This window comes from Alteromonas sp. CI.11.F.A3 (genome assembly GCF_032925565.1).
Lineage (GTDB): Bacteria > Pseudomonadota > Gammaproteobacteria > Enterobacterales > Alteromonadaceae > Alteromonas.
Map to the genome: position 1 here is coordinate 4,163,560 of NZ_CP136708.1, position 23,181 is coordinate 4,186,740.

At 45.0% G+C, this 23,181-nt stretch carries 24 protein-coding genes; 17 read left to right on the plus strand and 7 right to left on the minus strand.

What is annotated here, in order from left to right:
- Positions 1–25: 25 nt before the first annotated feature.
- Positions 26–3,823 carry a bifunctional proline dehydrogenase/L-glutamate gamma-semialdehyde dehydrogenase PutA gene (gene putA, locus R1T43_RS17850; protein ID WP_211070003.1) on the minus strand — a complete coding sequence of 1,266 codons (3,798 nt, stop codon included), beginning with the start codon at positions 3,821–3,823 and terminating at the stop codon, positions 26–28.
- A gap of 422 nt (positions 3,824–4,245) precedes the next feature.
- Here putA and R1T43_RS17855 point away from each other — a divergent pair, with 422 nt between their 5' ends.
- From R1T43_RS17855 to rpoS, 11 genes are all read left to right on the plus strand, one after another.
- Positions 4,246–5,868 (plus strand): methyl-accepting chemotaxis protein, encoded by a 1,623-nt coding sequence (locus tag R1T43_RS17855; RefSeq protein WP_317350711.1) that lies wholly within the window; start codon positions 4,246–4,248, stop codon positions 5,866–5,868.
- Positions 5,869–6,008: 140 nt separating this feature from the next.
- Complete coding sequence (locus R1T43_RS17860; RefSeq protein ID WP_317350713.1) at positions 6,009–7,727, plus strand: TIGR03545 family protein; 1,719 nt, start codon at positions 6,009–6,011, stop codon at positions 7,725–7,727.
- A 107-nt stretch (positions 7,728–7,834) separates the two neighbouring features.
- Positions 7,835–8,125, plus strand: a complete 291-nt coding sequence (gene ftsB, locus R1T43_RS17865) for a cell division protein FtsB (RefSeq protein ID WP_013785529.1) — start codon at positions 7,835–7,837, stop codon at positions 8,123–8,125.
- Positions 8,126–8,130: 5 nt separating this feature from the next.
- Complete coding sequence (ispD, locus tag R1T43_RS17870) at positions 8,131–8,862, plus strand: 2-C-methyl-D-erythritol 4-phosphate cytidylyltransferase (protein WP_317350716.1); 732 nt, start codon at positions 8,131–8,133, stop codon at positions 8,860–8,862.
- A complete protein-coding gene (gene ispF, locus R1T43_RS17875; protein WP_317350718.1) occupies positions 8,853–9,326 on the plus strand; it encodes a 2-C-methyl-D-erythritol 2,4-cyclodiphosphate synthase in 474 nt (157 codons plus the stop codon). Before ispD ends, ispF begins: the two co-directional genes overlap by 10 nt.
- Positions 9,323–10,393 (plus strand): tRNA pseudouridine(13) synthase TruD, encoded by a 1,071-nt coding sequence (gene truD / locus R1T43_RS17880; protein WP_317350720.1) that lies wholly within the window; start codon positions 9,323–9,325, stop codon positions 10,391–10,393. The genes ispF and truD overlap by 4 nt, the downstream gene beginning before the upstream one ends.
- 10 nt (positions 10,394–10,403) lie before the next feature.
- A complete protein-coding gene (surE, locus tag R1T43_RS17885) occupies positions 10,404–11,147 on the plus strand; it encodes a 5'/3'-nucleotidase SurE (RefSeq protein ID WP_057794115.1) in 744 nt (247 codons plus the stop codon).
- Between the two features lie 42 nt (positions 11,148–11,189).
- The gene (locus R1T43_RS17890) at positions 11,190–11,825 is read left to right on the plus strand and encodes a protein-L-isoaspartate(D-aspartate) O-methyltransferase (protein ID WP_211070009.1); all 636 of its coding nucleotides are present in this window, start codon (positions 11,190–11,192) and stop codon (positions 11,823–11,825) included.
- A complete protein-coding gene (locus R1T43_RS17895; RefSeq protein ID WP_317350724.1) occupies positions 11,822–12,400 on the plus strand; it encodes a YqaA family protein in 579 nt (192 codons plus the stop codon). Before R1T43_RS17890 ends, R1T43_RS17895 begins: the two co-directional genes overlap by 4 nt.
- 10 nt (positions 12,401–12,410) lie before the next feature.
- A complete protein-coding gene (locus R1T43_RS17900; protein WP_211070011.1) occupies positions 12,411–13,274 on the plus strand; it encodes a peptidoglycan DD-metalloendopeptidase family protein in 864 nt (287 codons plus the stop codon).
- 73 nt (positions 13,275–13,347) lie between these two features.
- Positions 13,348–14,340: an RNA polymerase sigma factor RpoS gene (gene rpoS, locus R1T43_RS17905; protein WP_082604976.1), complete on the plus strand. Its 993-nt coding sequence runs from the start codon at positions 13,348–13,350 to the stop codon at positions 14,338–14,340.
- A gap of 62 nt (positions 14,341–14,402) precedes the next feature.
- Here rpoS and folA read toward each other — a convergent pair whose 3' ends face one another.
- Positions 14,403–14,891, minus strand: coding sequence for a type 3 dihydrofolate reductase (gene folA / locus R1T43_RS17910; protein ID WP_211070051.1), 489 nt, complete (start codon positions 14,889–14,891; stop codon positions 14,403–14,405).
- 273 nt (positions 14,892–15,164) lie between these two features.
- On the opposite strand from folA, the gene R1T43_RS17915 reads away from it, so the two are divergent.
- From R1T43_RS17915 to R1T43_RS17935, 5 genes are read left to right on the plus strand one after another with little or no spacing between them, the layout of a single operon-like run.
- The gene (locus R1T43_RS17915; protein ID WP_211070012.1) at positions 15,165–15,533 is read left to right on the plus strand and encodes a hypothetical protein; all 369 of its coding nucleotides are present in this window, start codon (positions 15,165–15,167) and stop codon (positions 15,531–15,533) included.
- A gap of 12 nt (positions 15,534–15,545) precedes the next feature.
- Positions 15,546–16,076: a hypothetical protein gene (locus tag R1T43_RS17920; protein WP_317350726.1), complete on the plus strand. Its 531-nt coding sequence runs from the start codon at positions 15,546–15,548 to the stop codon at positions 16,074–16,076.
- Positions 16,077–16,108: 32 nt separating this feature from the next.
- Positions 16,109–16,318: a hypothetical protein gene (locus R1T43_RS17925; RefSeq protein WP_317350727.1), complete on the plus strand. Its 210-nt coding sequence runs from the start codon at positions 16,109–16,111 to the stop codon at positions 16,316–16,318.
- Between the two features lie 10 nt (positions 16,319–16,328).
- On the plus strand, positions 16,329–16,826 hold the full coding sequence (gene sodN / locus R1T43_RS17930) for a superoxide dismutase, Ni (protein ID WP_211070015.1): 498 nt from the start codon (positions 16,329–16,331) through the stop codon (positions 16,824–16,826).
- A gap of 35 nt (positions 16,827–16,861) precedes the next feature.
- Positions 16,862–17,146, plus strand: a complete 285-nt coding sequence (locus R1T43_RS17935) for a S24/S26 family peptidase (protein ID WP_211070016.1) — start codon at positions 16,862–16,864, stop codon at positions 17,144–17,146.
- A 33-nt stretch (positions 17,147–17,179) separates the two neighbouring features.
- Here R1T43_RS17935 and cgtA read toward each other — a convergent pair whose 3' ends face one another.
- The 3 genes from cgtA to rplU all read right to left on the minus strand — a co-directional run bounded on the left by cgtA (position 17,180) and on the right by rplU (position 19,133).
- Entirely contained in the window at positions 17,180–18,376 is a 1,197-nt protein-coding gene (gene cgtA, locus R1T43_RS17940; RefSeq protein WP_317350729.1) for an Obg family GTPase CgtA, read from the minus strand.
- Between the two features lie 172 nt (positions 18,377–18,548).
- A complete protein-coding gene (rpmA, locus tag R1T43_RS17945; protein ID WP_013785541.1) occupies positions 18,549–18,806 on the minus strand; it encodes a 50S ribosomal protein L27 in 258 nt (85 codons plus the stop codon).
- Between the two features lie 15 nt (positions 18,807–18,821).
- The gene (gene rplU / locus R1T43_RS17950; protein WP_211070018.1) at positions 18,822–19,133 is read right to left on the minus strand and encodes a 50S ribosomal protein L21; all 312 of its coding nucleotides are present in this window, start codon (positions 19,131–19,133) and stop codon (positions 18,822–18,824) included.
- 699 nt (positions 19,134–19,832) lie between these two features.
- Here rplU and ispB point away from each other — a divergent pair.
- The gene (gene ispB, locus R1T43_RS17955; RefSeq protein WP_211070019.1) at positions 19,833–20,807 is read left to right on the plus strand and encodes an octaprenyl diphosphate synthase; all 975 of its coding nucleotides are present in this window, start codon (positions 19,833–19,835) and stop codon (positions 20,805–20,807) included.
- 8 nt (positions 20,808–20,815) lie between these two features.
- On the opposite strand, the gene R1T43_RS17960 is transcribed toward ispB, so the two are convergent.
- Entirely contained in the window at positions 20,816–21,535 is a 720-nt protein-coding gene (locus tag R1T43_RS17960) for a ZIP family metal transporter (protein WP_211070020.1), read from the minus strand.
- A 171-nt stretch (positions 21,536–21,706) separates the two neighbouring features.
- Positions 21,707–23,026, minus strand: coding sequence for a Xaa-Pro dipeptidase (gene pepQ / locus R1T43_RS17965; protein WP_211070021.1), 1,320 nt, complete (start codon positions 23,024–23,026; stop codon positions 21,707–21,709).
- Between the last annotated feature and the right edge of the window lie 155 nt (positions 23,027–23,181).

The window sequence follows — 23,181 nt, forward strand, 5'->3', positions numbered from 1 at the left end:
CTTTGTACTAAATTACTTTGTGGTATTACTCATCGTCTTCCACTAACGTCATAAGAGATGTATTCCCTCCCGACGCCGTAGTATCGATACTAATGGTTTTTTCCGTCATTAAACGCTGAATCAACTTATCGTTATATTCTGCGGTGATCACTGGCAAGATAGCCCCTTCACGTGATGACAACATTGCGGTAATACGCGCAGTACGTTCTGTGCTTGAATCAACAACCACACCCGCTAAGTCTTCATCCATTAACAAGGCATCAAAGTGACCTAATCGCGCTACTTGGAATACCCCTTTAGGTGCGCCAGTAGACTCAAACTTGTTTTGAATTTCGATGGCTTCTTCGTAGAAGATTTCAGATACAACAGACACAACCGTGTTACCTGTGGCAAGCGCAGTCACAATAGAAAGCATCCAGTACTCAAACGATACATCTTTATCTGCGAAACATACCAAGGTGCCTCTAGGCTCAAGATAAAGTTTGTTAGATTCACCTGTAGGACCAGGAAGTTCTGTGGGTTTCGCTAACTTACGCTCAACACTGGTTAACTGCTGACGGGCAGTGGCTAAGGTGCGGTTTAAATCGTCGGCTAGGTCGTCAACAATGTCGACCTTAGCAATTTTAGCCAGTAACTGACGCACCATGGAAATACGATCATTTAAGGCCATATGACGCCACTGGGCTTCAACATCCTTAGCTTGATCCATCACCACATGGGCACGTTCGGCAATTTTATCATCACCCATTAGCGCATTATCAGTACCATCTACATCGTCTATTAACGTGGGTTTTGGTGTAGCACGTTCCATCATTAAGCGAGGCAAGTAGTTTGGCCCACCCGCTTTTGGCCCCGTACCTGATAACCCGCGACCACCAAATGGTTGTACACCAACAATAGCGCCAATCATGTTGCGGTTAATATACACATTACCTGCACGGCTCTTCGCAGCAAGTTCGTACGCACGTTCTTCAATACGCGAATGAATACCCATGGTTAGGCCGTAACCCGTACCATTGATTTGCTCTAGAACGTTGTCTAACTCTTTCGATTTAAAGCGTACTAAATGCACTACTGGGCCAAAGACTTCTTTTTCCAGTACATCTAAGTTATCAATTTGATAAAGCGTAGGTGGGAAGAAAGTGCCGTTTTCAGTACCTTCCGGCAGCTCGTTTCGATAAAGCAGTTTTCCTTTTCCTTCCATAAAGTCGACATGATCGGTAAGGCTCTTCAGTGCTTTTTCGTCAATCACTGGGCCCACGTCAGTTGCTAACAGGGTTGGGTCGCCAATGGTTAGTTCTTTCATGGCTCCGGTTAACATGCTGATGAGATCGTCTGCAATTTCCTCTTGCACGAATAATACGCGAAGGGCTGAACAGCGTTGCCCCGCACTTTGGAAGCCTGAATGAATAACATCATCAACCACCTGCTCTGGCAGGGCAGTTGAGTCCACAATCATGCAGTTTTGCCCGCCGGTTTCGGCAATGAGCGGTACTTGCTCGCCACCACGGTTGGCAAGTTCTTGCGAGATTAGCGTGCCCGTTTGGGTTGAACCGGTAAACATCACTGCTTTAATACGTTCGTCAGAAAGTAAGGTTTCGCCCACTTCTTTACCTGGTGCAATAATAAGTTTTAGCGCGTCTTCAGGTAAGCCTACCGACTGCATAATATCTACAGCACGTTTAGCCACCATACTGGTTTGTTCAGCAGGTTTAGCAACAACCGTATTTCCAGTAACCAGTGCTGCTGATACCTGACCTAAAAATATTGCTAGCGGGAAGTTCCACGGGCTAATACACAGCACCACACCGCGAGGTAACAAGCGCTTATCTTCTGCCAAATCTTGAGCACGGGCTGCGTAGTAACGACAAAAGTCGACCGCTTCACGTACTTCATCGATGCTGTCTTGCGCTACTTTACCCGCTTCACGCATACAGATAGCAATCAACTCTGCCATGTGGCGCTCTAGGGCATCGGCTGAACGATTAAGAATTTCAGCACGTTCTGACACATCGCGCTTAGACCACGCGTCGAAGCCCGCATCTGCATCATCTAGTGCTTTGCGCATATCATCAGGTTGTGCGTAATAATGGTAACCCACCACATCGTTGTGATTCATTGGATTACGAACCGCCGTTGCCCCTTCCGGTACACCGTCAGTCACGCTGTAATATTCTTGCCAGCGCTCAAGTTCATGCTGAAGTGCACTAACCGCATTCACATCGGTTAAATCTAACCCTCGAGAGTTGTCACGTTCAGGGGCATATAAGCCACGAGGGGTTTTAATTAATTTGTTGAAACGAACTTTAAGACGCTGAGTTTTTTCAACTGGGTCTTCAAGTAATGACTCAACCGGTTTTTCGTCATCCACAATCGCGTTAACAAATGAAGAGTTAGCTCCATTTTCTAGCAAACGGCGTACAAGATAAGCCAATAAGTCTTCGTGTTCGCCTACCGGCGCATAAACACGGCACTGAATTTTCTCTTCCGTCACTACTTTGTCATACAACGTATCACCCATGCCGTGTAAGCACTGGAACTCAAACCCTTCTTTATCATCGCCTGCAAGTTCAATAATTACTGATGCAGAGTAGGCGTTGTGAGTAGCAAACTGCGGGTACAAGGTATCGCGGTATTCTAATAAGCGGTTAGCACAAGCATGGTAAGACACATCAGTAGATGACTTACGGGTAAACACAGGGAACTCTTCTAAGCCCGCTTGTTGGGTAAGCTTAATTTCCGTATCCCAGTAAGCGCCTTTTACCAATCGCACCATTAACGAACGGCCAACTTCTAATGAAAGCACGCGTAAATGTTCAATTACATGAATAGCACGTTTTTGATAGGCTTGAACCGCAAGACCAAAGCCTGTCCAGCCATTTAAATCTTCATCACGGAATACCGCTTCAATAATATCGAGGGAAAGCTCTAAACGGTCGGCTTCTTCAGCGTCAACCGTTAAACCAATATCGTATTCTTTGGCCAGCATACACAAAGCTTTTAAGCGCGGCGGAATATCACGCATTGCGCGTTCTCTGTGTAAGAACTCAAAACGTGGATGTATTGCCGACAACTTAACTGAAATACCCGGCGAACGCTTAGGCCCACGGCCGTTAGCCGCTTTACCAATCACTTCAATAGCTTTAACGTAAGCATCGTAGTAGCGATCTGCATCTTCCATTGTACGGGCGCCTTCACCCAACATGTCGTAGGAATATACATAGCCTTTGGTTTCTTTTTCCTTCGCACGCTCTACCGCATCTTTTATGGTTTCACCCATAACGAACTGACGACCCATTACGCGCATGGCAATATTCATTGCGCGGCGAATAACCGGCTCACCTAAACGCCCCAAAGTTTTCTTCAACAGGCCAAACTGTTCCTTCTTACGCTTATCGGCATAATTCACCATATTACCGGTAAACAATAAGCCCCATGCCGAAGCGTTCACGAATAAAGAATCTGAATTGCCAAGGTGTGGTGTCCACTGCCCTTTAGATAATTTGTCGCGAATAAGTTCGTCTTGCGTATCGCCATCGGGAACACGTAGTAAGGCTTCGGCTAAACACATCAGTACCACACCTTCAGAGGTGGATAATGAATACTCATTTAGCAATGCATCTACACCACCATGACCTTCTTGGTCGCGACGAATCTGTAATACCATTTTACGAGCGCGTTCCCACGCACGGCTTCTGGCACGAGGATTTACCTCAGCAATTGGTAAAATTTGATCCACAGCCACAGACTCACTAATTCGATAGTAGTCACGAATGCGCTGGCGTAGGGGAGATGTAGTATGAAGTGTGTCGTTAATGAGCATTGCAACCCTTTATTCGAAAAGCTGTAGAAAATGGTTCCGGTAACGGAATACAAGAATAACGTTACATGGAAAAAATGAATTAACAAGTAAAGCCTAGCTTTACTTGATGCGCCCCACCTAAAGTGTGCCGCGCTTGCGAATCTAAGTATTTAAACTTCGATCTTCTCAATGAAGATCACGATATCGCCGAAATTGCGCGGATACTAGCATAATTGCCTGTTTCGCCAAGCCCTGGCTGTCAACTTTTTGCACCACTGTGATAGGGCGTCTAAGAACGCGGGTGAATAACATTTCTTAAGTATTTTTATATAAGGTGGTGCTTCAGGAAATGTTAATTAAATGTTTAAAAATTCATGCATCGAGGTCAACATCTCCAATATAAGGTCTACACTAGATAATATAAAAAGTGGAGGTTTACGCTGATGTGGTTACGCAATTTTAGTTTAATTCAAAGGCTCAGTATCATTGTTGCGCTTACGGCGTTGCTATTTTTGGTGCTAACCGGTGCGGTATTAAACCAGCACTACAAGGCACTGAAAGAAAAGTCCTATAAAGAAAATCAACACCTCGTAGAAGTTGTTCATACCTTGCTTGCAAGCTTTGAATCCTTGGAAGGGGTAGACGAAGACGCCGCTAAACAGATGGCGCTGACCGCGGTTAGCCGACTTAGGTACGATGAGAGCAACTATTTTTGGATTCAAGATGCCACCCCCGCGATGGTCATGCACCCCATCAAACCATCGCTTAACGGGCAAGATTTACGCAGCTTTAAAGACGGCAACGGTAAAGCATTTTTTGTGGAAATGGCGCAAAAGATAAAGTCTACAGGCAGTGGCTTTGTTGATTACGTATGGCCGCTTCCGGGAGAAGAAACGCCGGTCGACAAAATTTCGTATGTTAAAGAGTTCAAACCATGGGGCTGGACTGTAGGTTCAGGCATCTACTTATCTACCCTTGAAGCTGAATACGCCCACTTACGTAATTTGCTTATCGTTATTTGTATTATTAGCGTGCTACTGGTGGTAGCGCTTATCTTCTACATTGGCGGCAGTATTGTTAAGCCAGTTCAGGAAGTCACAGAACGCATGAAAGATATTGCCATGGGAGATGGGGATTTAACCCGTTCACTTCCTGAGTCGGGCCAAGATGAAATAACGCGACTTGCTCGCTACTTTAATGAATATACCAATAAAATGCGCCAATCATTGTTAGGTATACGCGAAAATATCACCGCCCTTACCCAGCAGGCCGTACTGGTTGAAAGCGTGAGCCAAGACAGCAACGGTCAGGCGCAAAGCCAAAATGAAAATATGATGCAAGTTGCCGTGGCCATGGAACAAATGACCACCCAAATCCAGCAAGTGAGCGAAAATGCAGATACGGCTGAAACCAGCACCAGCGGCGCACGAGCCAATGTAGAACAAGGCAGCAGCGTAGTAGAAAGTACCGTAAGTGATATTCGCTCATTAACGTCGAATATTGAGAGCGTGAGCCATGTGGTTACCGAGCTTGCTGAACAAACCAACAGTATTGGCGCAGTACTAGACGTTATTCGTGGCATTGCCGATCAGACTAACTTACTTGCACTTAACGCTGCGATTGAGGCTGCTCGAGCCGGAGAACAAGGGAGAGGGTTTGCCGTGGTGGCCGATGAAGTGCGCACCCTAGCCAGTCGCACAGGCCAAAGTACTGATGAAATTCAAGCTATGATTGAAAAGCTACAGAGCAATGCAAAAGCCGCCGTAGACGCCGTGCAAGTGAGTCAAAGTGCTTCAGCAAGTACGGTGGACAATGCCACTAAAGCGAACGAAAGCTTAAAAGAAGCCGACCGGCTTATGAATGAGATTTCAGGTATGAGTAGCCAAATAGCCCGGGCAACAGAACAGCAGGCTGAAGCCGCGAATGAGGCCAATATTCGTATCAACGCTTTGTCTGGTGCAGCTGATAGCAGTTTAAAAACGGCAGAAAAATTGGCTAGTGCCAGTCAGGCTCTCAAAGCAAGCTGTGTGGCTATAAAAGAAATTGCCAGCAAATTTAAACTTTAGTGAACCAAATTAGTCGTAAAAAGGAAGGTATTCACAGGTTTATACTACTTCCTGCGTATGGAAGTATTTAAAGCGGTGCTTTAGACTGGTTATCTACATCGTTAGATAACCAGCTAAACGTCGTTTACAAGGAGTGATATATGAGCAGTGATAGTAAAGGGATCCCAATCAAATATTGGGTATTGGGCTTTTTTGTTCTACTTATCTTAGTGTATGTTCTATTTGCTAATACCATTATTAAAGCCGTACTAGAGTCGAAATTAGGCGAGTCTTATGGCGCAGAAGTCAACATTGCCGAATTTGATCACTCTTTATACCCTACCACTGTCACCCTTAAAGGCATTGGCTTAACCAACGCCACTAAGCCTTCGCATAATCAAGTGTTAGTTGGCGAAGCAAATGCTGACGTTGCCCTTATGCCGCTGTTGTCTAATCAAGTTGTGGTAAACAACCTCAATTTACTTGATGTGCAATTTGACCAAGTTCGAGAGCATGAAGGTGAAGTTTATCGGGTGCCAGAAAGCTCACTGTCTTACGATGAAATTAAAGCAAAAGCCAAAGAAGCCGTGCCTTCTGTTGACGAAATGCTTGCTCGTAACCCCCTTAAAACTACCGCCGCCGTTGCCGAAGCAAAAGAAGCCTACGCCACCTACTCAGAAGGCTTAAAGCAAGATTATGAAAACTTGCCTGATAAAGAACGCATCGACTATTACAAAACCCAAGTTGCTGCGCTTAAAGAAACGAATTACAAAGATCCTCAAGCCCTTATTCAAGCTAAATCGTCGTTAGATAAGTTAAAAGAAGAGATGAGTGCAGATCGTGCGCTTATTAGCAGTTTTACCGACAAAGCGTCGAATGCTAAGAGTGCATTAAGCCAATCGGTAAAAGCCTTAAAAGAAGCCCCCAGTGAAGACTATGCGTTACTTAAAGGGGTGATTGCGGGCGATGAAGCTGCACTATCTCAGGTGACTTATTTCGTATTTGGCGACAAAGCCGCTGAATACACCGAGTACTTGATGTCTGCCATGCAAATTGTGATGCCACTACTGCAAGGCGGAGATACGCCCGAAGAACCTGCAGCCGACATGCCTTCTATTTTGGTGAAGCAAGCTAACGTGTCTGTACTTTGGCAAAACGAGTCGATAAGCAGTTCGTGGCAGAACATTACCAACACCCACAGTGTGTTTGGTGACCCAACAACCTTTACCATTGAAGCGGCTGGCGACATGCTGCAGCAATTTACCTCAAGCGGTGAATTCTGGATTGATGAAAGTGGCGTAGATGCCAGCCAAGTTTGGGAGCTAGCTGGGGTGAATATGTCGAATATTCCAGTAAGCGGTAATGAAACCCTTAACGCGGTGATGAAAACTGCACTCATGGCCACCACAGGCTCAATGGAAGTGGTTGATAATCAGTTAAGCGGTAACGGTAAAGTTAACTTACAAGAGCTAGTGATGGAAGCCACAGGTACCAGCGACGTAACAAGCGCTATTGCCTCTGCACTGCAATCGTTAAGCAGTTTATCGATGACCATGCTACTTGATGGCACCTTAGCTAACCCAGGGTTTAACATTAAGTCAGATTTAGACAACAAACTGGCCCAAGCCGCGATTTCTCAACTCACCGCATCTCAGCAAGATAAGCTTGATGAACTTAATACCAAGCTGAATGCGATGGTTGCCAGTGAACAAGATGCTCTTTCTGGTGAGTTGGTTGATATTAATTCAATGCTAAGTGCAGCGCAGGGTGATAGCAGTGCCTTACAAGAATTACTGCAAAGCCAGCTAAGCAGTGTGGTTGAAGAACAAAAGAATAAACTGTTCGACAAACTAAAAGGTAAATTAGGTCAAGGTGAATAAAGCACCTTTGATTCCTAAGCCCTTCGCGGCATAATAGGTAATAACGTAAAGGGCAGTTTACTGCCCTTTTTAAATTTTCCTCCGCTTACCAGTTTTCAGGTGATTTTGTGTGGCAAGATAAATGGCTTCCTATTGTACTCATCACCCTATTAGGGTTGTTGCAGTATCGGCTATGGTTTGGAAAAAACAGTATTCCTGACTACCTAAGTCGAGAGCAGGAAGTGAAAACTCAAGCGCAGCAAAACGCAAACCTTGCACAGCGAAATGCCCTATTAAACGCAGACATCACCGACCTAAAAGTAGGTCTAGAAGCCATTGAAGAGCGCGCTCGCAATGAACTAGGCCTGATTAAGCAAGGGGAAACTTTTTACCGGATTTTACCGCCAGAAACTAAGTGAGTAACATGACATCCTCCTCTGTGGTTGCGGTTATTCCCGCAGCTGGAATTGGCAGCCGAATGCAGGCTGATCGCCCAAAGCAGTATTTAACCCTTCAAGGAAAAACAATTCTTGAACACACCGTTGAAATACTTCTTAACCATCACGCCATTGATTACCTTGTTATAGCCATTAGTCCTCACGATACTTATTTCCCATCGCTTGCCATTGCCAATAACCCTAAGGTGAAAGTGGTAGAGGGTGGCAATGAACGGGCTGATTCTGTGCTAAATGCTGTAAACACCTTGCCAGACAATACTTGGGCGTTAGTGCATGATGCCGCGCGCCCTTGCGTAAGTACCAATGACATTACTCAACTACTGACGGTGATGGATAATGAACAGGTCGCAGGTGGCATCTTAGCCTCTCGGGTTAGAGATACTATGAAACGAGGCGCTGCCAGCCAAGGGGCTGATATCAATTTCCCCACTGTGCTTCATACTGAAAGCAGAGAAAATTTATGGCATGCCCTTACGCCTCAGTTGTTTCCTACAGCGGTGCTTAAAAGCGCGCTGCAAGATGGCCTAGCTGCAGGCGCAACCATTACCGATGAAGCATCAGCCATAGAATACAGCGGCCGTAAGGTTGCACTTATTGATAGCGACCCAGCGAATATTAAAATAACCCACCCTGGGGACTTACCCTTGGCAGATTTTTACTTACATCAACGACAGAAGGCACAAGCAGAATGCGAATAGGACACGGTTTCGACGTTCATAAATTTGGTGGCGACGGCCCCATTGTTATTGGTGGTGTAAACATTGACTATGAACAAGGCTTAGTCGCCCATTCTGATGGCGACGTATTACTACATGCCTTATGCGACGCATTACTTGGCGCTGCGGCTTTAGGTGATATAGGCAAGCATTTTCCGGATACTGATGATGCCTATTTAGGTGCCGATAGCCGTGTACTGCTTAGGCATGTTATGCACGAAGTAAATGAAAAAGGCTATACCTTAGGCAACGCTGATATGACCATAGTGGCGCAAGCCCCAAAAATGGCACCGCATATTCAAGCCATGCGAGAAATCATAGCCGAAGACTGTCATTGCGAGCTTGATGCTATCAACGTGAAAGCTACCACGACAGAAAAATTAGGATATACAGGCAGAAAGGAAGGCATTGCTGCTCACGCGGTAGTGCTACTGGAAAAGATATGAAACCATTACATACCCAACATTGGAATTACTATTACGGTAAACCCGTTTCTACCGGCTTATTTAAGTTTCAAGCCGATGACTTTCAAGTGGTTGAGGATTTAGGCTACGAGCCCTGCGGTGAAGGCGAGCACCAGTTTGTCTTTGTTGAAAAAATTAATACCAATACTGCATTTGTTGCCGAGCAACTTGCTCGCTACACCAAACTACCTCTTCGCCAAGTGACGTATGCAGGTAGGAAAGACAAATATGCCCTCACCCGTCAGTGGTTCGGTTTACATGCACCAGGGCAAGCTGATTTCGACTTCAGCGATTTTGAGCTAGAAGGTGTACGGGTTATTAAGCAAACTCGCCACAATAGAAAACTTCGTACAGGCCAATTAAAAGGCAATGCCTTCACCATTACGCTGCGTCAAGTTGTGCATCCAGAAGCTATTGAAGAACGCCTTCTGGAAATCGCCAAACATGGTGTGCCGAATTATTATGGCGAACAGCGATTTGGCGTGATGCGGGTGAACGAGCAAGGCGAAGTTCAACGCGGTGGTAACCTTGCTATGGCTGAACGGATGATAAACGGTGAAACCATTCGCCACCGCAATAAGCGCTCTATGGCACTGTCAGCCTTGCGTAGCTGGTTATTTAATGAGGTCATTTCTATTCGTTTAGAAAACGAGACCTTCGATAAGGTACTTACCGGTGACGCACTGGTATTAACCGGCTCAAACAGCTTCTTTATTGACGATGATAAACAGCAAGACAGTCAGCAACGTTATGAAGATAAAGATGTATGTCCTTCGGCACCGCTATGGGGCAAGGGAGATTTAATCACCACGTCAGAAGCAAACGCCACCGAAGAGCAGGTTGCATCGAGTCACCCTGAAGTTATCGACTTTTTAGGGCAATGTGGCTTCGAGCAAGAACGTCGTGCTATAAAAATATGGCCATCGCAACTTGAATGGCAAAGTAAGGGTGATACATTAACGCTATCGTTTTCATTGCCTAGCGGTTGTTTTGCTACATCCGTACTTAGGGAATGTGTTGAAACCGTTTCCCCCATTCACAGTATTTAGTTGAGATTGCATGAAGATCCTAATGAGTAATGACGATGGTGTGTTTGCAAAAGGCTTGGCTGTTTTGCACGAGACCATTGCCAGCGAGCACGATATTACTGTTATCGCCCCCGATCGTAACTGTAGCGGCGCAAGTAACGCCCTTTCGTTACATCAACCCCTTCGCATTCAACGAATGGACAGTGGCTTTTATTCTGTTAATGGTACCCCTTCAGATTGTGTACACTTGGGTATCAGCCGAATTTTAAAAGATGACCCCGAACTGGTGGTATCTGGTATTAATCATGGTGCTAATTTAGGCGATGATGTCGTTTATTCTGGTACGGTAGCCGCGGCGACAGAGGGCAGATATATGGGCTTGCCTGCCATTGCCGTGTCGCTTGCCAGTAAGAAAGGTGAGAATTTTGAAACGGCAGCGCGGGTAGTGCTAGATATTATCCGTAAACTTCAATCTCATCCTTTACCTGCAAATCAAATTTTGAACGTAAATGTTCCTGATATACCCTATGATGAGCTTAAAGGTATAGAAGTTACCAGACAGGGTCGCCGACATCGTGCTGAACCTATGTTTGAAGATAAAGACCCGTTTGGTCAAACCATCTATTGGTACGGTCCAGCAGGTTCAGAACAAGATGCAGGCCCAGGTACAGACTTTCACGCAGTGGCAAACGGATATTGCTCCGTGACTCCACTTAGCGTTGATATGACTGCCTACCAGAGCTTAGACAATATGAAAGAATGGTTAGCCAAGTAATCCAATAGTGCGCAGCCGATAATAAGGATAACAAGCACCACCATGAGAGCCTCCAGAAAAGGGGATGCGCTAGCACAGCTGCTTTATGACGAAGGAATCCGTTCGCAGCCGGTGCTCAATGCCATTGCAGGTACACCCCGGGAAACATTCTTACCTGATGCGCTTAAGCATAAAGCCTATCAGAATACAGCGTTGCCTATCGGGCAGGGACAAACTATTTCGCAACCTTATATTGTTGCGAAAATGACTGAACTGCTGCTAGATAGTCCGAATAAGCCTGAAAAAGTCTTAGAGATTGGTACAGGCTCTGGTTACCAGACCGCTATTCTTGCACAGCTTTTTTCGGCTGTATTCAGCGTAGAACGAATCAAATCGCTACAGTTTCATGCTAAAAGACGGATGAACCAACTCGATTTACATAATATTGCCATGAAGCATGGTGATGGGTGGAAAGGGTGGGCATCTAAAGGTCCTTACGATGCCATTATTGTGACGGCTGCGGCCAGTAGTTTACCGCAAGATTTATGCGATCAATTAAAAGAAGGAGGCCGCCTGATCATTCCCGTAGGAAATGAACAGCAGTCTCTGTTGTGTATCGACAGGATAGAAGGCGAATTAAAAACCACCACCATAGAAGCGGTGCGTTTTGTTCCCTTAGTAGCAGGAGAGCTATTGTGAAATTGTTTGAGCCAATGTATGACATGGCACTTCGATGGGCTAGACACCGCCATGCGGTAAAATATCTAGGGGGGCTAAGCTTTGCTGAGTCAGTATTTTTCCCTATTCCGCCCGATGTCATGCTTGCGCCCATGTCGCTGTCTCAACCCGACAAAGCGTGGCGCTTTGCGCTAATTACTACACTTGCATCAATTTTTGGGGGCATAGCTGGTTATTGGCTAGGTTATTTTGCATTTGATGCTTGGCTATCGCCTATTATCGAAAGTTGGGGTTATACCCACAAGATAGAAACTGCCACGCAGTGGTTTACCGACTACGGCGTATGGGTGGTGTTTGTTGCGGGCTTCTCCCCTATTCCCTATAAAGTCTTCACCACTAGCGCTGGCTTTCTACAAATGGCCTTCTTTCCCTTTCTTATTGCCTCTGCTGTGGGCCGTGGCGCAAGGTTCTTCTTGGTCGCAGGGCTTATGCGTTGGGGCGGTGCTCCTATGGAAGCTAAGCTTCGTCAGTATGTAGAAATATTGGGTTGGGGAGTTGTGTTACTGGCCGTTGCCGCATACCTCATCTTGCGGTAATAGCGCAGCGATGTCATACCGCATCATTCTAATTAGTGTTGTGCTACTGCTACTCCAAAGTTGCAGTAGCCGAACCGCCCCTGCCCCTGTTGTTTTATTAAATAGTCAAGCAGATCAAGAGTCTGGTGGGTTTACATCAGATACTTATAAAGTGCAACCGGGCGATACCCTTTTCGGCATTGCTTGGTACACCGGCAATGACTATCGGGATATCGCGAAATTTAACAGCTTATCAGCGCCTTATCGCATTTTCCCCGGTCAAGAATTACGCATTTCTCCCCCGCCCAAAATGGTAAAAATTGCGCCGAAATCTAAGCCGCAGACCATTCGGTCAGCAGATCCGACCACGACCTCAGTAGACAAAAGTTTGATTGACCCCCCTATATCACAGGGGTATGGTGAAGGTGAAAAAGTTGTTAAGCGACAAAACGTTACGAGCGTCAAGAGGCCGTCAGAAAGCGTCAAAATAACGACACCCAACCATTTTCCTGACAAGGTAAAAAAGTGGGTTTGGCCAACGAAGGGCAAGGTTGTTGAAACGTTCAGTAAATCGGAGTCGGGCAATAAAGGAATTGATATCGCTGCCGCTAAAGGTACATCGATACACGCGGCAGCAGATGGAAAAGTTGTTTATTCAGGAAGCGCCTTAAGAGGCTACGGTAAATTGGTCATCATCAAACATACCGACACCTTTTTAAGTGCCTACGCATACAACGACACCATTATCGTCAAAGAACGAGACTGGGTGTCTGCGGGGCAGAAAATCGCCACCATGGGTGACAGCGGAACAAATTCGGTAAAACTTCATTTTGAAGTTAGGTATCGCGGAAAGTCTTTAGATCCACTGCGTTATCTGCCAGCTACACGACCATAATAATAATAAATAACAATAAGAAACGAATAAAGGAGAAACGTCGAAAGGTAAACCTTGAAGCAGGAGATTCATTGTGGGTCATATAAATAAAAGCCTAGAATCAAATACGAAAGATGACTTAAACGTCATTGATATGCCAGCCGATCTGAAAACAGATAAAACAATATCTGATGACACTGACACCGATTCAGAAGAATTAGTGTTAAGCCAAGACGACCAACCAAAAAATCTAGATGCCACACAGTTATATCTAGGTGAAATCGGCTTCTCGCCTCTGCTCAGTGCAGAAGAAGAAGTATTTTTCGCCAGAAAGGCTCTACGTGGATGTGAAGCCTCACGCAAGCGCATGATTGTTAGTAATTTACGCCTGGTTGTGAAAATAGCGCGTCGATATAACAACCGCGGTCTTGCCCTGTTAGATCTAATCGAAGAAGGGAATCTAGGACTTATACGTGCTGTTGAAAAGTTCGATCCCGAACGGGGTTTTCGATTTTCAACGTACGCAACGTGGTGGATAAGACAAACCATTGAACGCGCAATTATGAACCAAACGCGCACTATTCGCTTGCCAATCCACGTCGTTAAAGAACTTAATGTATATTTACGCGCAGCTCGTGAGTTATCTCAGAAACTTGACCACGAACCTACTGCCGAAGAAATCGCCCTTGCCTTAGACAAACCTGTCGAAGATGTGACCAAGATGCTGCGACTTAATGAACGTATTACGTCGGTAGATACCCCAATTGGTGGCGAAAACGATAAAGCGTTGTTAGATATTCTAGCCGATGAAAAAGAATTCGGCCCTGAAGAGAACTTGCAAGACTCAGACATCAAATCAAATATTGTTGGCTGGTTGGAAGAACTCAATCCTAAACAACGTGAAGTATTGGCAAGACGCTTTGGATTAATGGGTTATGAGCCCTCAACGCTTGAAGATGTGGGTGCTGAAATTGGTCTTACTCGTGAACGAGTTCGTCAAATTCAAGTAGAAGCGCTACGTCGATTGCGAGACATTCTAGGCCACCAAGGTCTATCGTTAGAGAATTTATTTAATCAAATGAATTAATAGCGAAGTGATATGACACCATGCCGAGGCGCAGTTTGCCCTCGGCATTTTTATTTGTAGTACTACCCTCTAACCAAGCTCACGAATGTGTAGTTATGTGGGTTTTTCTCATCGGCGGTATGCGCTTCCCGGCTTATCTCTTCCCAATGATCTTGGGCTTCATAATCAGGAAACTGTGTATCACCTTCCACCGCTAGTTCGATAAATGTTAGGTGCAAAGTATCAGCCTTTTTCAAAAACGCCTGATAAATTGTCCCACCGCCAATAATCATCACCTCGTCCGACTGACTCTCTAGCGCCGAAGCATGCTCTATAGCCGCTTCAGGTGACGATACTACAGTTGCATCTGGCAAACTGTAAGCACTGTTTGTAGTGATGACAATGTTTGGTCTTCCCGGTAAAGCGCGGCCAATTGACTCATAGGTTTTACGCCCCATAATGACAGGCTTGCCCATGGTTACTTGCTTAAAATGTTTTAAATCTGCTGGCAAATGCCAGGGCATGTCGTTATCTGCACCGATAACGCGATTATTAGCCATTGCGGCAATCATGGCAATTTTCATACTAATTTTAACCAATGCGTTGTTATTTTGCCTATGATAACTGATTAGGCCTATGGCGATAACTCTTGCGTTAGTAACAATCCAATATTCCTCACCTTTCTGGCTAAACTGTTCTTCTCATAACGCCATGCCCATTGTGTTTACCTATCTTGTTTCTGTTCACTGTTAGTTGATTGACTTAAATTACACATGCAAATAATAACAATTATCATTTGCATTTATGTTTTATATCGACTAGGGTGTATTCAGGAGGGCAAGCAAATGCAAATAACTTACTTGTGTGCAAAACACGAAGATTGGATTTACAGCAACCCGAAGCAAGCGCTTCACTTTATGGCCAGAGACGAGATGCAGGGCACGCTTTTACTGCATTGCGGCCAATACACAGAAGCCATTCCTTATTTAGGCTGCGCTTTTGATATTGCGGTTATTCTTTTAGAAGTAGATGGAGGCGAGAATGAAGCGATGAAAAGCAAAGTTAAGAGCCTAGCTGGATTACTTGAAGAAACCTATTACCACTTGAAATTGCCAGAGTATCGAAACGCTATTTTAGATAGAGCTAGCTCCGTCTTACACGCCACAGAATCGGCAATGTTGTCAGCTTTTTTGCTTAAATCTGTGCATCAATAAGTTGAAAATACTATGCATACTTATCTTGCAGCAAATCATAAACGCAACGTTAAGCAGCACGACACTAGTGACTTTAAAGCATTATTAGGTCAATGGGAGCGGCAAGTTCTTAATGCCAATAACGCATTTTCAAATAGGCAATGGCTCTCGACACTTGCGTTGTACAACCAAGCTATAGCGCTTGCCAACCAGTTAATAGCGATATCACCCTACCGCAAAGAAGCCACATTTTCGTTATTGGTGAGCTTTCACAATCTTTCCGACACCTACTTGCAGTACGCCAGTGAGGCGCCGTCTGAAGAAAGAATGGCTATTTATCACATGTCACTTGCTACTTTATCTGAAGTACAAACACGCTTTGATACGCAAGCAATGCTGTTGCCTGATAACACTGATGTGCTGCGCGCTAGGCGAATTGCACATCAACAGCGATGGTTATTATTAAAACAGCATCCCGAGTTGGAGAATGCGCTAAATAATCCCCCCACTATCGACAATTCATTCACTGTCTTTGCTGCTACCGCAGGCAAAGTTAGTCATTAACTGATTCTATTTTCAATTAACTAGGAGTTCATATGAAAAATACGATAAACAATGTCATTTACGCCGTCGCGTCTGTGGCTGTGACCTCTTCCCCCGCCTTTGCACATGCTGGACACGATCATAACCACTGGAGCAGCCAGTTCATGCACGGGCTTTTCTATTTGTCACTTGCTGCGGTAGGTGCTGCATGCTTATTCGCAGGCTACAAGGCCTATTCTCGCAAACAATCTTCATCTAAATAGGGAAGTTATCATGCTAAACAGCTTACTTACGACGCTTCACCGTAGAAACCCCTTAACTACCGCGAGCGCTCACTGCGATATTCCATGTAAAATCTACGATCCTATTTCAGCCCAACTCGCTGCATTAAGTGTTATTCGTTTTGTTGATTTACTGAATGAGTTAAGTGAAAAAGAAAACCTTTCGTTTGCTGATCATGCCCAGTTCAGTCGCCTAATTAGCGAAAAAGAGACCCATGCAGAAAAAGTAAAACATGAAGTCAGGGTTATTTGGGGTGATTACTTCAAAGCGCCTCAATTTGAGAAATACCCAGATACTAACGAATTGGTCCACAATATTATGCTTACCGGATCGGCGTGTAAGCAGCATGTTTCACGCGAGAAAGCAGAAGCACTACTCACATTGGTGAATGAGTTCGCTGAAAGTTTCTGGGCCACTAAAGGTGTTGAAACTAAGACAGCCACGTGCCCTTATCCGCCTGCGGAACAAGTGGTATACCCTAAACTTTAATCATGCTTCGATTATTAGCGATTGAAGGAAACAGTATGCAACCCATGCTGTTTGCTGGCGACTTTATTTTAACCTGCAAGTGGCCAAAAGCGTGGCTGCAAATTGGCCATGTGGTGGTAGTTAAAAGCGATAAATATGGTGTAATTGTAAAGCGCATTACCAAAGTATGCGCTATTAAAGGCGTTATGCTGCAAGGTGATAATGCACTAGAAAGTGTGAGCACGTTGGCAATGGGCTGGATAAAGCCAAGCGACATTATTGGAAAGGTTATATTTACTTCGTCTTCGAGAAATCAGAAGCTTTTAACAAAAAACCGCTAGTTTTGGCAAACTAGCGGTTTTAATGTTGTTCAATTAGCGACGGTACTCGACTTCAACATCGTAGTCATCATCGTCCCAATCTTCATCATCGTCTAAGTCATCACTTAAATCGTCTTCGAAGTCGTCGCCTAAATCGGCGTCTTGTGCTTCTAACGTATTACGATGATAAGTATCCCACTTAAACTCAACGTCTTTCGTTTCTTCTTCTTCGATAACTTCGGTGGGAAGCGTTTCGATGAAGTTCATAATTTCTCGACAAAGCGGTTCTAAGCCAATTTTCTGGAAAGCAGATATCTGATAAATCGGGCCTTCCCAGCCAAGTTGTGCGGCAATTTCTTTACAGCGCTCGTCGGCTTCTTCTTCGAGCATCAAATCAACTTTGTTAAACACTAACCAGCGAGGCTTACTTGCAAGTTTAGGGTTGTACTTTTCAAGTTCTTCAACAATAGCTTTAGCATTTCCAGCTGGATCGCTTTCATCCACTGGCATAATGTCTACAACATGAAGCAGTATACGACAACGCTCTAAATGCTTAAGGAAACGAATTCCTAAACCTGCACCGTCAGCTGCACCTTCAATAAGCCCGGGAATGTCGGCTACTACGAAGCTGCGCTGCGCGTCTTGACGTACTACACCTAGGTTTGGCACTAGTGTAGTAAACGGGTAATCAGCCACTTTAGGTTTAGCGGCAGATACAGAACGGATAAAGGTAGATTTACCTGCATTCGGCATACCTAGCAAACCCACATCGGCCAGAAGCATTAATTCGAGTTTTAAATTACGAATTTCGCCTGGTGTACCATTGGTCTTATGACGTGGTGCACGGTTAGTACTGCTTTTGAAACGCGCATTACCTAAACCGTGAAATCCGCCTTGTGCCACTTTAAGCTGTTGCCCGTGACGAGTAAGGTCGCCAAGTACTTCACCGGTATCGCTATCGGTAGCGCGGGTTCCTACAGGAACACTTACGGTTAAATCTTTACCGCCACGGCCAATACAGTTAGCGCCTTGACCATTTTGGCCGCGCTCTGCACGGTGAAAACGCTCGAAACGATAGTCGATCAATGTATTCAGGTTTTCATCGGCAAGAAGAAAAACACTACCGCCGTCGCCCCCGTCGCCACCATCAGGGCCACCTTTGGGAACATATTTTTCCCGTCTAAAGCCAATTACGCCGTTGCCGCCGTCACCGGCTTCAACACGAATTTCAGCTTCATCTACAAATTTCATTTATCACTCCGGGCATGGTTGCCGTAGGGGTTATTTACACTCAGTATTTAACTACTAAGTTTACACCAAATTGTTATGTACTGCCCGAATACTAAAGCTCGGGTTTCCATAAAACAAAAAACCCCGCAAGCGCGGGGTTTTTCTAAGCCTGTTCGGCGAGTAGCTAAGGCGCTTACTCTGCTACGATGCTTACAAATTTACGGTTGTTCGGTCCTTTAACATCAAACTGAACTTTACCGCTTTTTAATGCAAACAACGTGTGGTCTTTACCGATACCCATGTTGTCACCAGCGTGGAAACGAGTACCACGTTGACGAACAATGATGTTACCAGCAAGAACAGATTCTCCACCAAAGCGTTTAACACCTAGGCGTTTACTCTCTGAATCACGACCGTTTTTGGTACTACCACCAGCTTTTTTATGTGCCATGTGTTCGTGCTCCTATTAAGCGTTAATGCCAGTAATTTTCACTTCCGTGAACCACTGACGGTGACCCATCTGCTTACGTGAATGCTTACGACGACGGAACTTAACGATTTTAATTTTATCGCCACGACCGTGTGTAACCACCTCAGCAGTCACCTTACCACCAGCAACGTTTGGTGTGCCGATTTTTACATCGTCACCATTGCTGACCATTAAAACTTTGTCGAATTCAACCGTGTCACCTGGGGCAACTTCGATTTTTTCTAGACGAACGGTTTGGCCTTCGGCCACACGGTGTTGTTTACCGCCACTTTGGAAAACCGCGTACATAGTTAACTCCGCTCTGCGTCACTGACGCAATCAATTCAAAAAACAGGGCGCGAATTGTACGTGAAACATCCGCAAATCACAACCCCGATTCTGATAAAAGTAGATTATTTTTCCAACATGGGTGAATTTTTGCGTGAATTCACCCAAAAATGCACGATGTCACACTTAGAAAACAACACTAAGTGAATGACAAACGGTAAAATTGAAGATGATAACCGCCAAATTCGATAAGCATTTATTGCTAAAAAAGCATGGAATGCGATATCTGTAGATGGAAAATCGAATACGATCCAATCGTGCCGATCTGATCATGAAAAACGCACCTAAAACGCGCTTTTTAATCACAATGATCAAAACGATCGAATAACAGATCCGAGATTGTAGCATTTTGATCTAGCCTGCGCAGCTAGCAAAAAGAATTTTTCTGAAAATACACATTTCAGGTCGATATTAACCGATAGCGCCTATAATAGAACATATCATTACGATGAAAGTAACGATAAGTGGTCCGTGAATTACCGTTAAATGTAATAACCGTCGTTTTTTAAAAACAAATCGGCTGTTAATCGGTTCAATTCTGTCACCAATATGTTTAATTCGGTGGGCAATACGTTGAATTGGGTGGATAGTGCCGCGCATTCAGGTACAATCAGCCCCTATAATTGCCTAAGAAATAAATAAGTTTTTACGCCCATGCCGATGGATATAAATCAAATACGCGCGCTATCAAATGATGATATGCAAGCGGTTAACCAATTGATTCAACAGCAAGTCGACTCTGATGTTGCGCTTATTAATCAATTGGGATTCTACATTGTTAACAGTGGCGGTAAGCGCCTTCGCCCATTACTTACCGTGCTAAGTGCACGTGCAATGGGAATTGAAAATGCAGACCATCACACCCTCGCCGCTATTGTTGAATTTATACATACAGCGACCTTGTTGCACGATGATGTGGTTGATGAATCGACCATGCGACGCGGACGTGAAACCGCTAACGCCGTATTTGGCAATCAAGCATCGGTTTTGGTAGGTGATTTCTTATATACCCGCTCATTTCAGATGATGGTAAGTTTGAAACGCATGCGTGTGATGGACATTTTATCTGAAGCGACCAACCAAATTGCTGAGGGTGAAGTATTGCAGCTAATGAACTGCAATGATGCCTCTACCACAGAAGCACGCTATTTCGACGTAATTTACGGTAAAACCGCTCGTTTGTTTGAAGCGGCTACGCAACTGTCGGCGGTATTAACCGACCAACCAGAAAACGTAGAGCATGCCATGCAAGAATACGGCAAGCACTTAGGGACCGCCTTTCAGTTAGCCGATGATATTCTAGATTACATGGCCGACAGTGATGAAATGGGTAAGAACGCGGGCGATGATTTAGCGGAAGGAAAGCCAACACTACCTTTGCTATACGCAATGTGGAATACCGACAGTGAAGAAGATAAAGCGCTTATTCGCGATGCGATAGAGCAAAGCAACGGTTTACCTCACCTCACTCGTATTCAAAAAATCATGGAAAGCACTGGGGCATTAGATTACACCCGTTCGTGTGCCAACAACGAAGTGAAAATGGCTATTGATAGTTTGTCTATTATTCCAGATTCACCTTATAAAGAGGCATTGATTGCCCTTGCTCATATTTCGGTAGAACGCACTAGCTAGTGCGTTCGTTAGCCCCCTTCAAGCATCGCGCCCACCAGCCCCACCAAGAAGCCGAGTATAGCGCCTAGTGGCGGTAACCAATGGTTTTCCATACGAATACCTGGGGCGATGTCTTGAAATACAGAATACAAAATTCCCCCCGCAGCAAATAGCATAATGCCACTCATGATGACGGGAAAATCTGCCAAATAATAAAACCCTATCACACTCATGAGCGGCCCAAGCAAGCTCATTAGTACAAAAATCCAAATAAGCTTAGTGCTGCGGTTTTTATTCGTTGGGGTCATTTCACGATAAGCATTGAACCCTTCCGGTAAATTCTGTACCGCAATTAACACACCTAACAACATAGTACCGCCACCTAATGCAGCAGTGGTGCCTAGTGCCACAGACTCTGGCACAAAATCACTTAACATGGCGGCAAGTTGGCTGCCTGCGGTTTTCTTCTTAGCCAAATAGATATCCAACGCCATGAAGGCAAGTGCCCCGCCGATAAAGCAGCTACACGCCATTAGTACCGATACGTCTTCAATACCCTCAGGCACTAATACTAAAGCAACCGCTGAAATTAATGCGCCAGCGCCCAACGCAAGAATACCGTGTCGTAATTCTTGTTCTAACCACTTAGGGCGCAAACCTTTCATCTTAGATAATAGCGCACCAGCTGGCATGGCTAGCCCAGCTAACGTGGCCACAATAATCAAATTTACAATATCGGGGTCTTGCATGTTGGCTCCCTCTGCCTTGAGTTGTTCCGTTACTTGGCCTAACACTACTGGCAAAATGCTCAATATCCATAAAAAAAGACAGCTCGAAATTGGCTGTCTTTTTTTGCTTAGCGCATCTATAAATTTTTAAGCCTTACGCTATTAATCATAGAGTAATGCGCCGCGATGAGATCATTTTAAATTGAGGTCTCGGGTCATGTTCTCATTTTTGTCGCGGTGCACAATGATATTGTCTTCAATGCGTATTCCGCCGAATGGGCGGTAAGTATCTACAGTATCCCAGTTGATGTATTTCGACGCTGGGGTTGCTTTTAAATCTCGTAACAAGCTGTCGATAAAGTACAAACCAGGCTCAATAGTAAATACCTGACGCGCTTCAATCATGCGCGTACAGCGTAAGAATGGATGATCTTCAGGGGCAGGTTTAGGTATACCTCTGTCGTCATTGACCAAACCACCTACATCATGCACTTGTAGCCCTAAGAAGTGCCCAATGCCATGTGGGAAAAAGGTTCGTGTAATGCCCTGCTCTACAATATCTGCCGCAGGAAGATTCACAATGCCAGTGTCTTGTAGAATTTGGGCGATACCCGCATGGGCTAGCAAATGAATATCGGTATAAGCCACACTTGGCTTTAAAGAATCAACCAAAGTTAGCGTTACTTTATCAACGGCCTGAATAAGATCGGAAAACAACGTTGAGTTTTGGCTGTAAGTACGCGTGATATCGGCAGCATAGCCGTGATAATTCGCGCCTGCATCAATCAAGAATGAACGCGACTGCTTAGGCGCAGTGGTATCGCATTGCATGTAGTGCAAAATGGCTGCATGTTCGTTCAGCGCAATAATACTGGTGTAAGGCACATCGTTATCGCCTTGGCGGCACGCTGCGCTGTACGCTAAATTAATATCGAATTCGCTTTTACCTTCAATAAAGGCTTGCTCTGCCGCTTTATGCCCCGCTACCGCTAGCTTGTTTGCTTCACGCATACATTCTAGTTCGTAATCGGTTTTATACGCCCGCTGGTAATGCAAATAATGCAGCACTCTATCTGGGTTTACGTTCTCAAACCCTAGCGCTTTGGCTACTTCAATGTATTCGCCAATATAAGCAAAACCGCGCTTATCGTAAGGCAGGTGCTTTTCAACAGCGTCGGCTTGTTGAAGCAGAATGATGTTAAAGCTGTCGGTCCAAAAATCTTGTGGCTCTGGCGGTACTTTGTGCCAAAAATCTTCAGGGCGGTAAAAAATAAGGGTGGGCTTATCTTCACCATTAACCACTAACCAGCAATTGGGGTTATCGATAACCGGCACCCATGCTTTAAATTGTGGGTTTACCTTAAACGGATAATGGTTGTCGTCTAAGAACAAGCGCTTGCCTTGCCCTGAATGGATGACTAACCCTTCTAGCCCTTCACGCTGAAGTGCTTCGCGAGTGCGAGATTGAAGTTCCTCGATATGTTGCTGATAGCTTGCCTGATGTTTTGACATAACACCTCATTTAAGTTTTTTGATTTGCATGGCTAATTGGTCTTCTTCAATTAGCAAGGGGTTACCAGCCATTTCAATTGCGCTGGTACCAAGCTAGCGTCGCTACTACGCGAGAAGAGAAAAATATTAGCCATTGTCGTTAAGTGCGCTTGCTC